We start from the raw sequence: 13,111 nt of genomic DNA, 5'->3' as shown, positions 1-13,111 counted from the left end.
GCGAAGGAAGATCCATGACATCACCCGCAATGCAGACTTGGCTGCTTCTCATCGTGACGCTTCCTGCCATGCTGCAGTCCGCTGAGCCCAAGGCATCCACCAAGTTTCCCGCTGCGATTCGCGTCGTTGAATCCAAACCGGAATCGCCGACGCATTTCACTGTTCGGCTACAAGCCGAACGTGGCGTCGACATCTATGCGCACAACCCAAAGAACGATGCTTGGAAACACGTCGCCGCAACACTTACTATCCGCGACGCGAATGGCGACACTGTGGACGCACGTGTCACGTACCCCGATGGAAAGAAGATCGACACCGGCTATCTGGGCGACTTGTACGTCTATCGAGACTCGGTTGACATTGCTGTCGCCATTATTAACGGCAACGCCAAACACCCACTCTCGTTCGCGCTCGATGGCGCTGGATACAACCGCCTTCGATCTTTCTGCCTCGGAAAAATGCAGCTTCACACCGTTCGCAACCAATGAACAATCGCAGGGAACCATGCCGCGCACCGGAGCGGTGTTAACGTATCCCCTGATAGCAAGAATGACTCTCGCCCCACGGTGAGGGCAGACCTTCAACTATTAGCACATGCGTGATCTCCCCTCACTACTTGGCTCCATTGTGCTCGCGGCATCGATCGCGGCGCAGGACACGAAGGTTGCCATAGAATTCATGTTCACATTCACGAAATCCAACGGCCCAATGGATCGATGCAGGTGAGTCGCCAAATTGAGTTTATTGAAGTGGCAATTCGTTCGCGTCGACCGCGTGAACCTTACCGTTATGTGGAAAAATACCTATTGAGATTGTTCATCATTTCGACGCTGATTCTGACTTGCGTTAGCTGTGACGAGCAGCCTGACGACCGAGCCCAGCTTTCGACCAGCGAGCGTGGCGTCGTTGAGACTTATTACCCCAGCGAACCGTCCGAGCGTGAACTCGCACAGCGCGACGCTGCAAATGCGGTGCTGACTTCCAACCATCACCATTTCAACGGTGGCGAGAAGGTCGACGTCGGTCGGCTTGCGCTGAACAACGATGCATTCGACTTCATGCTCGGTCGTTCCGTATCAGACTTCCCAAACGTTTTTTCCACAGCTGAACTTTTCACGCAAGAAAAAGCAAAAACTTACTCCAACGGTGAGCACATGGCGCCATGGATGGATACGCTCCGCAGCCCCTTCGGAAAATCCGAATTGGTCTTTTACCACTTGTACACGGAGATCGGACTTGCCTACGGTTATGAAAGCCAGAAAGATGATCTATTGATCGCCGTAAACGCAGGTAAGATTGTGGCGTGGAGATTTTTCCCGCTTACCCTCTACTAGCTATAAGCTGTGCCTGATTGAAAGACGAACCCGACTCTGCACACGCTCACGCCGATCCTTGGGAGCCGAGCGCCTTCGAATTCTTGAAGTGCACCAATGAGATCAAAACGCAGTTTGCACCGGAACGCGGATGAACGGCGTGCAAGAGATTGGTGAAGCGTCCTAGCGAGAGATTGCTTTGACAGCTTCGCCAACTTGCTCAACGCGACGAGGGGCAGGTGCACCGATGATGATCCGCGGGTGATGCATCGGTAAGAGATGGAGGTAGGAAAAGTTTGGGTAGGAAAAGGAAGCAAGGTCGTCGCTCAGGTTTTTTGTTTTTCAAGCACCCGTTTTCCTACCCGAAATTTTCCTACCTTCTTCCTGCAGTCGGCTGGCTGAGAAAACAATCTCTCCCCAGCGATCGCCCCGGCTTTTCGGTCTGTCCCTGAAGTTTCCGTTTCGCCGAAGGTTCCGTTCGGCGACGTGTTGGATGCGCTGCGCCCCCGCCCGGCGCAACGCTGTGAAGCATTTTTTAGCGGCAGGGCGCGAACCCTCCGGTATTTTGGCAAACGATGAAGAACCGGAGGGCTCGCGCCCTTCCGCTAAACCCCCAAGAGACACATGGAAAAAATGCTTCACAGCGTTGCCCTCCGGGGTCGAGGGGAGGAATTGTGGTGCTGGTCCGGAGGTGGCGCTGCGCTGAACTCCGGTGACTCGCTGAAATCCCTCCGGGACGCCGATTGTCAAGTTGGACGTGACTTCACTTCTCTTTGAGATTGAACTTTTGATCAGCCTATCCGCGTTTTGGCTGATCCATCAGACAGGATGACGACGCACCAACAGATACACGGCGGGTCGGCGAATCGACAGGCCGGCGAGTCGGGTTTGATCGACGTGGATGATCTGTCGCGCCGTTCGCGTGATCTTTTCCGTTATGCTATTCAGTAACCCCTCTACGAAAACGGAGAACCCAATGAAACGTATGACTTGCATCTCGTTCGCTTCCGCAATCTTCCTGTCCGCCCTGCTTGCACCCTCGACTGCGCTCGCCGATGAGGGAACGAAGGAGTCGAACACCAAACCCGAAAAAATGCTCATCGGAGCGTGGCGACTCAAGGCCGCCAAAACGCCAGGCTCCCCATCAGGAATTGGCACCCGCCTGAAGCTGTTTACAGGCACGCACTGGTGCGTCATTCAACCAGATCCCGACTCAGGAAATATCGTCTTCCAGCATGGTGGTCACTACTCGTTTGACGGAACGGTTCTGAGCGAAACGATTGATTTCGCCGGCGAGTCGACATCGTCACTCATCGGAAGAACATTCAAACACAAGCTCAAGATTTCGAAGGACAGCCTTGAACAGATTGATCCGGACGGCGTGTTCAATGAAACATGGGTGCGGGAAAAAGCTGCAAAAAGCAAATAAAATGATCCCGCTGGGAAAAACCCGCAGCAAAACAATGCGACGCACGATGAGCGGCGACGTCAAGATCGACTTCCTGCAAGACAATGGGCAAGTCGATCCATTTGACGTCGCATGGACGATTCCAACGGCCGTCGCGATCGAAGCCTTTTGCTATTTCTATGATTGCATGCGCCTTCCTGACTTCGTTCATTGGCATCGCGATATCTGATCGCATGGTACACTGCAATCTGCGGGTTGAGTTTGCGTATGAGTTCACTTCGATCGCGGCGACGCGGTGACCACCAGACCTTCTGCTATGGGAAACATCGACATGCTCCACAGACTGGCAATCGTTGCCTTTTTTTCTTGCTTGTTCACTTGCGTCGCTCCCGCTGCGGATGAGTACCCAGATAGACTCGTTGGCTTTTTAACGCCGGGAATGCAAATTGGGATAAACTTCCCGAGCGTTCCAAATGGACGCATCGAAGTATTCGTTTGGTCCAAAGAGCGATTTGAAATGGAACTTGATGCCCGAAAGATATCATTCGCCAAACTGACTGAAAAATACCCGGTTGTGTCCGAGGCGGCTATCAAACTTGAATCCAACAAAGTCAACCGACTTGCACCCGCGGATTTTTCGACACGATGGGAGCCCATCTATTCGCCATCCATTGTGTTGCACGTCGGAGCCGACTTCGTCCTCCTTCAATCGGCGGAATCCCCTGGCATCCGAATGGCAATCCCCGCAGATCGCATCGCCGAAATCCGCTGGGGAGTCAATCATCCAACACTGACTCGTGGTCCGAGCAGAACAACGCGATAAACCGGAGACGCTGATGAAGGGCGTGCAAAAGATTCCAGAAGCCGACGGTGTCCGGACGGGAAGATTGTTCGACGTGACTCGGCTGCGTGGGACGCGTCCTGGCGAGAGATTGCGTTGGCAGTTTCGTCAACTTCCTCAACGCGACGAGAGGCAGGTGCACTGATGATGATCCGCGGGTGATGCATCGGTAAGAGATGGAGGTAGGAAAATTTTGGGTAGGAAAAGGAAGCAAGGTTGTCGCTCAGTTTTTTTGTTCTTCAAGCACCCGTTTTCCTACCCGAAATTTTCCTACCTTCTTTCTGCAGTCGGCTGGCCGAGAAAACAATCTCCCCCCAGCGATCGCCCCCGGCTTTTCGGTCGGTTCCTGGCGTTCTCGCTTAGCAACGAGCGGAATATAAGTGTCGGAGCTTTAAAAGTGGGATAGGCTTCCAGCCTGTCATTTCAGCATCGACAGGCTGGAAGCCTATCCCACTAAATTTCCGCTCGTTGCTTAGCCGAAGGGTCCGGTCGGCGGGGCATTGGAATTGCTGCGACCCTCCGGGGTCGAGGGGAGGAATTGTGGTTGCGGTCCGGAGGTGGCGCTGCGCTGACCTCCGGCTACTCGCTGCAATCCCTCCGGGATACCGTGGACGCCGCGATGGGTGAAGACTTTTCGCACGTGGTACGACGGGTCGTGCGAAAAGTGAACAAGAAAGTGCAAAGGAGGCCGAGTCCGAACCGGACCGTCCTCCCGTCACCCAGCGCGAGTTCGCCTGGGTTGAGAAACTGGCACCGTCTGGCAGGATCCGTTCTAATCAGGACCTGTGACCGGCCCACCTGAGGTCAACAAAGATCAGCGCACGATCTTTCCCCGTTCCTCCGCATGCGCGGATCGATCACAATTCGTTATCCGACTGATGTTGCGTTGGCGTGACACATGTGGCAAACAAACAAGTGAAACACGAACCTCACAACGTCGATACGGGATCGGCTCTTGAATCTCAATGGTGCCTTGTCGGCAACATCGTGGAGGAGCGATCTTACGGCGAGGGCGGTGTCGATACCCGTCCTGGTACAAAGCACTTTTCCGGCGGCACGAAGGTCTATTGTCTTCCAGCGCAATGGGGCGATGGATACGAACAGATTGTTGTCGTTGGTCGCCATCGCGGCTCCAAACGCTACGAGACGATGGTCGTCCATTCTGGATGCATAACGAATTGGCGTGCGAAGGTGGTATACTCGCCCACTGTGCTGCAGCGTCTTGCTCGCGGTTTCAAGGACTATTGGAATCGCCCGTGGCAATCCAAGGAAGAAATTGATGCATACATCGATCTACTGCAACGGCGCGAAGACGGATAACCATTGCGCGCGCGGAGGCCCGCTGGCTCGGCTTCACAAACGGAATGTCAACTCACGGGTCCCGGTGACGCGGGCCGTTCTCTGTACGAGGTGTTCATGAAATTCGTATTTGTCGCACTCTTGATGTGCTTGTCGTTCAGTGCCGTTGCTGATGAACCACAATCCGTTACGAAGCAGGATGTCGTTGCTGCTGCTCGCGAGTTTCGCACAGCCGTGGAACTCATCAAAGACGTGCATACCGCCATGGCTGGCAATGCGCCTGAGAACTTCGCCGTTCCGAAGTCGAAGATCGTTGTATACCAGCGGGCACGCAAGCATTTGGAAAGATCAATTGACTTGAATCCCTTTTACCCTGATGTGTACGTCTACCTCGCTAACTCGTATTGGGAGATTGAGGACGACTTGGACCGAGCGATCAAGACTTACTCCAAAGCGATCGATCTCGACCCGACATACGACGATGTGATTTCCGCACGCGCCAGCGTTTTAGTGATGCTTAATCGAATTGCCGACGCAAAGAAGGATTTGCAGCGGTTAGAATCACTAAAATCACCACACGCAGCCATGATTCGCACAGAAATTGCAACGCACAAAGAAGTCAGAGAACAATGAGAATCGGGATAGGGGCCCGGGACTTGCACTCCACAAGATCACGCCCATGTTGGGCGTACCGCACGTGATCCGTACCGTTGCTTTGCGAAAATATGCGAATACCATTCCTCATTGCTGGATGTTCCGTCGGCGCGATTGCTTTTGACGCACTGATTGCGCTGCTAAATCCTGATCGCCTCCTTCCGACGCAGCTGTGCGCAGACATCGGCGATTGGGGCATGACCGCTTCTCTGTTCCTAATCCCTGCGGCGTTTGTACTCACGCCTCCCAAACCCGCAATGAAACGCAATTGGGCGCTCCGAATTCCGCTAGCGGTGGTCGTGTCCTGGTTCGCGACGCTTGAGTTCCGGATGCAGTTCAATTTGCCTGCGTTGCGAGAGCTTGCATCCCAGCGCGATGACGATATGTATGACGGCGTCGGGCTGAACGCTGCATTGCTCGTGATGGGTTGGTTGCCTCCGTTAATCGTCACCCTTGTCATGGTCGTTGTGTTGCAATTGGTGCTCGCAATGATGCGGAGAACAGCACGTGACACTCACCATGACGGTGATGCCGAATCGTCGGCCGCGCCAATAAACGCAACACAACCATATCGTGAACCGAAGTGACTGGCGGCGCGGTGGGCTGTGCTTGCGAGAGATTGCGTTGGCAGTTTCGTCAACTTCCTCAACGCGACGAGAGGCAGGTGCACTGATGATGATCCGCGGGTGATGCATCGGTAAGAGATGGAGGTAGGAAAATTTTGGGTAGGAAAAGGAAGCAAGGTCGTCGCTCAGGTTGTTCGTTCTTCAAGCACCCGTTTTCCTACCCGAAATGTTCCTACCTTCTTCCTGCATTGGCTGGCCGAGAAAACAATCTCCCCCCAGCGATCGCCCCCGGCTTTTCGGTCGGTACCTGACGTTCTCGCTTAGCAACGAGCGGAATATATGTGTCGGATCTTTAAAAGTGGGATAGGCTTCCAGCCTGTCGTTTTCGCCATGACAGGCTGGAAGCCTATCCCACTTATTCTTCCGACGGTCCCCGGGATACCGTGGACGCCGCGATGGGTGAAGACTTTTCGCACTCGGTTACGACGGGTCGCGCGAAAAGTGAGCAAGAAAGTGCAAAGGAGGCGGAGTCCGATCCGGACCGCCCTGCCGCCACCCAGCTCGAACTCGCCTGGGCTGAGAAACTGGCACCGTCTGGCAGGACCCGTTCTAATCAGCTCTTCCGACCGGCCCACCTGAGGTCGACACAGTTTTAACGCCCGATCTATCCCCGTCCCTTCTGAACGCGGATAGTTCGCAATTCGTTACCCGACTGAAAACACATGAGTGAAAACGTCAGCACGTCGGGTACCGAAAAACCGACCGCCGCGTATTGGGGTTGGAGACGCATCATTGCCTTCGTGCTTATTCAGCTCTCTTGGACCGCGTACCTACTGGGGGCTGGCTCCTTTGGTGCCCTCTATGCGTTGGGAAGCTTACTTGGTGGCGCAAACCGCGAAGTTAATGTCATCACGGGCATCTCGTTGATGCTAGTCCTCTATGCAATCGGCGCAATGTTGATTGCCGCGGTTCTTCTCGCGGCCGTTGCATTAATCTTCTCTCGCAAGACTTTGTATTTAGGTATAGCCTATGTTCCGACCGCCATTTACGCGTACCACGTCCTATCCGTCTGAAACGGGGGCACGAGCTGGGAACCATCCGCCCGCACACACAGACACGGAGTCGACGTCCATCGAAAACACAATGCCGTTCGCCCTGCCACGGTGATCGGTGCCCGTTCGTTACAAACATCAGTATGACCAGACGAGACTTTGTCGTTGCCGCGTTGGCCTGCCTTTCATTGCTAGGACTGGCGTGGAGCGTCCTTCATGAGCGCGAACATCAGCAGACTCGCGAGACTCTTGAAAGCCAACTGAAAAACCAACGTCGGATGATCGGCACCTTGCAACGTTCGCTGTTGCAACGCCTCAATGAGATGGACCCGATTGGGATGCGAATCGAAGACATTCCAGATGCCGAAATTCTTGTCGACCAGATTTTCACACCTGAATCGGAAGGGTGGGATTTCATCACCCGAACCTATGACGGTCCTCGCAATGGCGTGTTGCGAATGTTCTGCTACGGCCTTGACGAGCGCCCGCCAGAGGAACACGTCGCGACGTTCTTCATGATCTATACGTTGGACGGTGAGATCACAGATGTTGAAGAGGTATCACCGTTGTATTGAAAATCGCACCGTCGCAAGAACGCATGCAACTGTCCGGTTCGATGGTTGATGTGAGGTCACGGTGGGCCGAGGTCGTGTGGGAGCGTGGCCCGGAGGTGGCGCTGCGCTGACGTCCGGCTACTCGCTGAAATCCCTTGGGACGTCAATCGTATAAGTGACGGATTCGATCGTAACGGTAGGCGCCAAGACTTTTGCAGCGTTGGCCCTCTCTGGCGTTTGCTTGCTGCGCAAACGCCGTCTCTCCCAGAGGGAGAGAAACTAGATGGGTTGCCAAAAGCTGCAGCAAAAGAATCGCCCCCCTTCGGGATGCCGTGGACCCCGCGTCGGTGAGCAACTTGGCAACGAACGCCCTCGACAGTCAATTGCTTGGGTGACGCTGGTTGAGATCGTCCAGCGGAAACACATGGACACCGAGTAGGCGCTGCAGCGCATTTAACGATACCCCGACCTCTTTGACCGGATCAAGAACGGCGAAGTCTTTGATATCGGCGGTCGTGATGATTTCGCGATGAGTCGGCGTTGTAGGCAAAACCATTCCGTTTTCTCCACCGCATCCTTCAACATCGGTTCAATCCTTTATGATAGCCGACCCTCGATTCCGTTTCCGGCTCGCAAGAAGGTCGCGCATCATGCTCCGTTCTCTCCCTCTCCGTTTTGCCGCGTGTTGTCTGGCGCTGATGGCAGCGTCGGCCGGCGCCGAGCGACCGAATGTGTTGTTCATCGCAATCGACGACTTGAGGGTCCAGCTGGGATGTTACGGTCACACGGCGGTGAAATCGCCGAACATCGATCAGCTTGCGTCTGGCGGCATGGTTTTCGAGCGGGCCTACTGTCAACAAACCGTCTGCAATCCCTCTCGGGCTTCGCTCTTGACGGGCATGCGGCCCGATACGCTGCGGGTCTGGGACCTGCCGACACATTTCCGTCAAAACGTGCCCGATGCGGTCACGCTTCCCCAATGGTTCAAATCCAACGGCTATCACACGCAATGCGTCGGCAAGATTTTTCATAACTGGCGACAAGACGATTGGAAAGGCGACCCCAGGTCCTGGAGCGTGCCGTCGGTACTGCACTACAACAGTCACTCCAACGACAAGCCGAGGGTCGACGGCGCCGTGCCGCCGAATCTGGCGTCGGGGAAAAATGGCATCGAATGTCGCGACGTTCCCGACGACGCCTACTTCGACGGGCGAGTTGCCAAAACCGCCGTCGAAACCATGCGGAACCTCAGCCAGAGTGACGATCCGTTCTTCCTAGCCGTCGGCTTTTGGAAGCCCCACACGCCGTTCAACGCTCCCAAAAAATACTGGGATCTGTACGATCGCAACGAAGTGCCGATCCCCAGCGACGTGCAGCCACCGAAAGATGTTCCCGACATCGCGCTGACGAGTGCCCGATACAACGGCGGGCCACAGTCGGAAGAGCTGCGGGAAATGCATCACGGGCATCTCGCCGCGATCAGCTATCTGGATGCGCAGATCGGCCGCGTGCTGGATGAGTTGGACGCACTGCAGTTGCGGGACAATACGATCATTGTGTTGTGGTCCGACCACGGGCTGCATCTGGGCGAACACGGTCTGACGCGAAAGACAACGGCGTTCGAACTTGATGCCCGTGTTCCGCTGATCATCGACGCCCCCACACACGAAGCTGCCGGGCGCACGGATGCGTTGGTGGAACTGCTGGATCTTTATCCGACGCTGACGGACCTTTGCGAATTGCAAACACCTGGCGACGTTGAAGGCGTCTCGTTGGTGCCGCTGCTGGACGATCCGTCGGCGGGTGTCCACGAAGTGGCTCTCACCCAAACACCGCGCCCCAACTATCTGCGTGGCAAACAACCCGAGGTGATGGGGTATTCGATTCGCAGCGAACAATTTCGCTACACCGAGTGGCGAGATTTCAAAACAAAACAAGTTCTCGCCCGCGAACTGTACGATCACCGGAACGACCCGCACGAGACCGTGAATGTGGTGGACCATGACGCGTTTCAAAGCACCGTCGCCGGCCTTGCAGAGAAGCTTGACCAGAAACTGGCCTCGCAGCCCACCGTCGCCGCTTCACGCTCCGATGATTTCCCGCACCCGGTGACGAACCCGAGCAGCCCGCACATGCTGGATCTGGACACCACCGGTCCCGATCCGTCGCAAATCGATTTCAGCCAACTCCCGAAGGTCCCTTCGCAGCACGCGATCATCAGTGACGTCCGAGATCGCGCCGGAACTTGGGTGCATCAGCACGCCTATCTGGCGCATTTCGACGGCCAATACTGGGCGATGTGGAGCGACGGTCCGGGCGTCCCGAGACCGGGGCTGACACCGCAGCAACTTCGCAACGTGGTGCCGGGGCACGATCGACCGGACACTCGTGTTTCTTACGCCACCAGCGATGACGGATTGCACTGGAGCGAACCGGCGGATCTGTCCGGGCCGCCGCGGACACCGGGATTCGGCTGGATCGCGCGTGGGCTGTGGGTGCGCGATGGGGAACTGCTCGCGTTGGCGAGCCACTTCAACGCGCCGGCCTACCCCGGCAAAGGGCTCAGCCTGGAAGCGTTTCGCTGGGACGCGGGCGACGAAACATGGCAGCCGCATGGCACCGTGATGGACGACACGCTCAATAATTTCCCGCCAAAGCGATTGCCGCAGGGCGAGTTCATGATGACGCGTCGCGACCATCGCCAGCAAGTTTCGGTGATGATCGGCGGTGACACCGGATTCGATGACTGGAAGATTCGGCCGTTGGCCAGCTATGACGCCAAGGGTCGACCGGAAGAACCGTATTGGTACGTGCTTCCCGACGGCCAGAACCTTGTCGGTCTGATTCGCGACAACGGACGTTCGGGACGATTGCTGCGAGCGTTTTCCAGTGACAACGGCCGGACTTGGAGCCCGATCGTGAAGACAAATTTCCCGGACGCGACGAGTAAGTTCTTTGTGCTGCGAACCTCGCGGGGCTACTATGTGATGGTGTCCAACGCCAACCCAGGGCGACGCGATCCGTTGACCTTGGCCGTCAGTTCGGACGGGCTGGTCTTCACCCACCTGTTTCAACTGGTCGGCGGCCGACACGTCGATTATCCACACCTCATTGAACACGACGATCACTTGCTGATCGCGTTTTCCGGCGCGAAGCAGACGATGGAAGTTTTGAAAGTAGCGCTCGACGATGTCGACGCGTTGCTTCGATCGCCGAATCCCTCCAGCCCGCGTTGACGATCCCCTTTGCTCGTCGTCACCGCGTCACACGCCATTTCCTCGCACGAGTCCTACCATGCCGTCACGTTGTTGCCTCTCGCTCGTCTGTTTATTGATCGGCCTGGCCAATTGTGCCCGAGCGGCCGATCGACCGCCAAACATCGTCTACATCATGTCCGACGAGTTGGCGTATTACGAACTGTCGCACATGGGCAACGAGCGACTGCGGACGCCCAACATCGACCAGATGGCGCGGCAGGGGATTCGATTCACCCAAGCCCTGGCGGCCGCACCGGTTTGTGGTCCGCTGCGCGCTTGCATGATGACGGGGAAGCACATGGGGCATTGCTCGGTTCGCGACAACCCCGGTGGCACTCCACTTCGCGCCGGCGAACCGACGATCGCCAGCATGCTAAAGCAACGTGGCTACGCGACCGGCGGGTTCGGCAAATGGGGCGCCGGCGGACGTGGATCAACCGGCGTTCCGGAACAACACGGCTTCGACGACTTCTTCGGATATTACGACCAAGTTCATGCGCACTCGTTTTATCCGCCTTACCTGGTGCGAAATAGCCGCGAGGTTCCGTTGCCGGGCAACGATGGCGGTCGCGCCGGTGAAACGTACTCGCACTACGAGATCATGAAGCAGGGCAAAGCCTTCATCCGCGAGAACAAGGATCGACCGTTCTTCTGTTATTTCCCCGTCACCCCGCCGCACGGGATGTACGACATCCCGGCGGATGATCCCGCCGTGGCCGCCTACAAAGACGACGACTGGTTCAACGATCCGAACGTTTCACAAGACGCGAAGAACTATGCGGCAATGGTCACGATGATCGACAACGATCTGCGTTCGGTCCTGGACTTGCTGCAGGAACTGAACCTCGAAGACAACACGATCGTTTTCTTTACCGGCGACAACGGCGGCCAAGATCGGTTTCGCAGCAACGAACATCCGCGCGGTTACTTCGGTCCGAACAAAGACCCCAAGACCGGCGTCGAATTCCGCGGCGGCAAGGGGAATCTTTACGAGGGCGGGCTGAGGATTCCGTATCTGGTGCGTTGGCCGGGCAAGATCAAGGCCGGTCGAGTCAGCGATTTGGTCTTCAGCCAAGTGGACGTGTTCCCGACGCTCGCCGAACTGACCGGCGCCGAAGCTCCCGAGGATCTGGATGGCATGTCGATCCTGACCGAATTGATCGGCGCCGAAGCGACCGGACACCAGCAACCGCAACACGAGTTCTTGTACTGGGAATACGGTCCACAAACGGCGGTCCGCATGGGGCAATGGAAAGCGATCCGCCCCAAACGCGACGGACCTTGGGCCTTGTATGACCTCAACAGCGACGTCAGCGAAACGACCGACGTCGCCAAGCAACATCCTGGCGTGTTGGCCAAAATGATTGCCCACGCCGAAGCCGCTCACCAACCGGTTCAACCCGGGACGTTTGAATCCAAAGAGTTGCACGAACGTGACCGGCAAGCGAAATGGGGTTCGAAAGGAAACCCCGGTCGGAAAAGCGGCAGCAATCGCAGCGCGAAGCTCAACCGATTGACCGACAAGAATCTAGTACCGGCCGACGACATGAAGCTCGTTCGTTACAGCAGCGAGAACACCGGCAACGAAAAGCATGCGGCCAATGCGGTCGATGGGAATCCCGAAACGATCTGGCACTCCCGTTTCGATCAAGGGGTTGCGCAGCCGCCCCACGAGTTGGTCATCGATCTGGGCGCGACGTACCAGATCGACGGCTTCCGCTACTTGGCCCGACAAGATGGCGGTTGGAATGGAGCCTTTGCCGAGGCGGATTTCACGGTCGGCGACGCGGCAGACTCCTTCGGTGAGCCCTCTGCCGCGGCGACCTTTGGCAAAGTGAAGACGGCCCAGAAAGCGGACTGCGACGCACCGGTGCGCGGCCGCTATGTCCGCGTACGTGTGTTTTCAGAAGTCAACGGAAAACCCTGGGCTTCGGCCGCGGAGATCGGGGTGGTCGGCAACGCTGTGAAGCATTTTTCAGCGGTAGGGCGCGAGCCCTCCGGTGTCGGGGCAGAGATGAAAAACCAGAGGGCTCGCGCCCTGCCGCTAAAACCTCAAGAAACACAGGGGGAAAATGCTTCACAGCGTTAGGTGGACGGGCAGAAAACGCCGTAGCGACGAACGAACAAAAGTGGGAGAGGCTTCCAGCCTGTCATTTCAGCTTCGACA

At 56.5% G+C, this 13,111-nt stretch carries 13 protein-coding genes; 12 read left to right on the top strand and 1 reads right to left on the bottom strand.

What is annotated here, in order from left to right; genetic code table 11:
* Nucleotides 1–14: 14 nt before the first annotated feature.
* From Enr13x_RS02445 to Enr13x_RS02400, 10 genes are all read left to right on the top strand, one after another.
* Nucleotides 15–488 carry a protein-disulfide reductase DsbD domain-containing protein gene (locus Enr13x_RS02445; protein ID WP_145384527.1) on the top strand — a complete coding sequence of 158 codons (474 nt, stop codon included), beginning with the start codon at nucleotides 15–17 and terminating at the stop codon, nucleotides 486–488.
* Between the two features lie 234 nt (nucleotides 489–722).
* On the top strand, nucleotides 723–1,334 hold the full coding sequence (locus Enr13x_RS02440) for a hypothetical protein (protein ID WP_145384526.1): 612 nt from the start codon (nucleotides 723–725) through the stop codon (nucleotides 1,332–1,334).
* 955 nt (nucleotides 1,335–2,289) lie between these two features.
* Nucleotides 2,290–2,742, top strand: a complete 453-nt coding sequence (locus tag Enr13x_RS02430; protein WP_145384524.1) for a hypothetical protein — start codon at nucleotides 2,290–2,292, stop codon at nucleotides 2,740–2,742.
* Nucleotides 2,743–2,776: 34 nt separating this feature from the next.
* Entirely contained in the window at nucleotides 2,777–2,950 is a 174-nt protein-coding gene (locus Enr13x_RS37630; protein ID WP_197455722.1) for a hypothetical protein, read from the top strand.
* Between the two features lie 87 nt (nucleotides 2,951–3,037).
* A complete protein-coding gene (locus Enr13x_RS02425; RefSeq protein WP_145384523.1) occupies nucleotides 3,038–3,544 on the top strand; it encodes a hypothetical protein in 507 nt (168 codons plus the stop codon).
* A gap of 933 nt (nucleotides 3,545–4,477) precedes the next feature.
* The gene (locus tag Enr13x_RS02420) at nucleotides 4,478–4,882 is read left to right on the top strand and encodes a hypothetical protein (RefSeq protein ID WP_145384522.1); all 405 of its coding nucleotides are present in this window, start codon (nucleotides 4,478–4,480) and stop codon (nucleotides 4,880–4,882) included.
* A gap of 96 nt (nucleotides 4,883–4,978) precedes the next feature.
* The gene (locus tag Enr13x_RS02415; protein ID WP_145384521.1) at nucleotides 4,979–5,494 is read left to right on the top strand and encodes a tetratricopeptide repeat protein; all 516 of its coding nucleotides are present in this window, start codon (nucleotides 4,979–4,981) and stop codon (nucleotides 5,492–5,494) included.
* Between the two features lie 278 nt (nucleotides 5,495–5,772).
* Complete coding sequence (locus tag Enr13x_RS02410) at nucleotides 5,773–6,102, top strand: hypothetical protein (RefSeq protein ID WP_145384520.1); 330 nt, start codon at nucleotides 5,773–5,775, stop codon at nucleotides 6,100–6,102.
* A gap of 701 nt (nucleotides 6,103–6,803) precedes the next feature.
* Nucleotides 6,804–7,154 (top strand): hypothetical protein, encoded by a 351-nt coding sequence (locus tag Enr13x_RS02405; RefSeq protein WP_145384519.1) that lies wholly within the window; start codon nucleotides 6,804–6,806, stop codon nucleotides 7,152–7,154.
* Between the two features lie 122 nt (nucleotides 7,155–7,276).
* Nucleotides 7,277–7,708, top strand: a complete 432-nt coding sequence (locus Enr13x_RS02400) for a hypothetical protein (protein WP_145384518.1) — start codon at nucleotides 7,277–7,279, stop codon at nucleotides 7,706–7,708.
* Nucleotides 7,709–8,066: 358 nt separating this feature from the next.
* On the opposite strand, the gene Enr13x_RS37625 is transcribed toward Enr13x_RS02400, so the two are convergent.
* The gene (locus Enr13x_RS37625; protein ID WP_197455721.1) at nucleotides 8,067–8,243 is read right to left on the bottom strand and encodes a hypothetical protein; all 177 of its coding nucleotides are present in this window, start codon (nucleotides 8,241–8,243) and stop codon (nucleotides 8,067–8,069) included.
* A gap of 94 nt (nucleotides 8,244–8,337) precedes the next feature.
* Between Enr13x_RS37625 and Enr13x_RS02395 the strand changes: the two genes are divergently transcribed.
* Nucleotides 8,338–10,923: a sulfatase-like hydrolase/transferase gene (locus tag Enr13x_RS02395; protein ID WP_145384517.1), complete on the top strand. Its 2,586-nt coding sequence runs from the start codon at nucleotides 8,338–8,340 to the stop codon at nucleotides 10,921–10,923.
* A gap of 58 nt (nucleotides 10,924–10,981) precedes the next feature.
* A complete protein-coding gene (locus tag Enr13x_RS02390) occupies nucleotides 10,982–13,033 on the top strand; it encodes a sulfatase-like hydrolase/transferase (protein WP_145384516.1) in 2,052 nt (683 codons plus the stop codon).
* Nucleotides 13,034–13,111 lie beyond the last annotated feature (78 nt).

Origin of the sequence: Stieleria neptunia, from assembly GCF_007754155.1 — a bacterium.
In the GTDB taxonomy this organism is placed as follows: Bacteria; Planctomycetota; Planctomycetia; order Pirellulales; family Pirellulaceae; genus Stieleria; species Stieleria neptunia.
This window is presented reverse-complemented; position numbering and strand designations above follow the sequence as displayed.

What these genes read in the sequence shown, in the direction of transcription:
- Enr13x_RS02445 (WP_145384527.1), top strand. Translation starts at nt 15, where the DNA reads ATGACATCACCCGCAATGCAGACTTGGCTGCTTCTCATCGTGACGCTT.
- Enr13x_RS02430 (WP_145384524.1), top strand. Translation starts at nt 2,290, where the DNA reads ATGAAACGTATGACTTGCATCTCGTTCGCTTCCGCAATCTTCCTGTCC.
- Enr13x_RS37630 (WP_197455722.1), top strand. Translation starts at nt 2,777, where the DNA reads ATGCGACGCACGATGAGCGGCGACGTCAAGATCGACTTCCTGCAAGAC.
- Enr13x_RS02425 (WP_145384523.1), top strand. Translation starts at nt 3,038, where the DNA reads ATGGGAAACATCGACATGCTCCACAGACTGGCAATCGTTGCCTTTTTT.
- Enr13x_RS02415 (WP_145384521.1), top strand. Translation starts at nt 4,979, where the DNA reads ATGAAATTCGTATTTGTCGCACTCTTGATGTGCTTGTCGTTCAGTGCC.
- Enr13x_RS02410 (WP_145384520.1), top strand. Translation starts at nt 5,773, where the DNA reads ATGAAACGCAATTGGGCGCTCCGAATTCCGCTAGCGGTGGTCGTGTCC.
- Enr13x_RS02405 (WP_145384519.1), top strand. Translation starts at nt 6,804, where the DNA reads ATGAGTGAAAACGTCAGCACGTCGGGTACCGAAAAACCGACCGCCGCG.
- Enr13x_RS02400 (WP_145384518.1), top strand. Translation starts at nt 7,277, where the DNA reads ATGACCAGACGAGACTTTGTCGTTGCCGCGTTGGCCTGCCTTTCATTG.
- Enr13x_RS37625 (WP_197455721.1), bottom strand. Translation starts at nt 8,243, where the DNA reads ATGGTTTTGCCTACAACGCCGACTCATCGCGAAATCATCACGACCGCC.
- Enr13x_RS02395 (WP_145384517.1), top strand. Translation starts at nt 8,338, where the DNA reads ATGCTCCGTTCTCTCCCTCTCCGTTTTGCCGCGTGTTGTCTGGCGCTG.
- Enr13x_RS02390 (WP_145384516.1), top strand. Translation starts at nt 10,982, where the DNA reads ATGCCGTCACGTTGTTGCCTCTCGCTCGTCTGTTTATTGATCGGCCTG.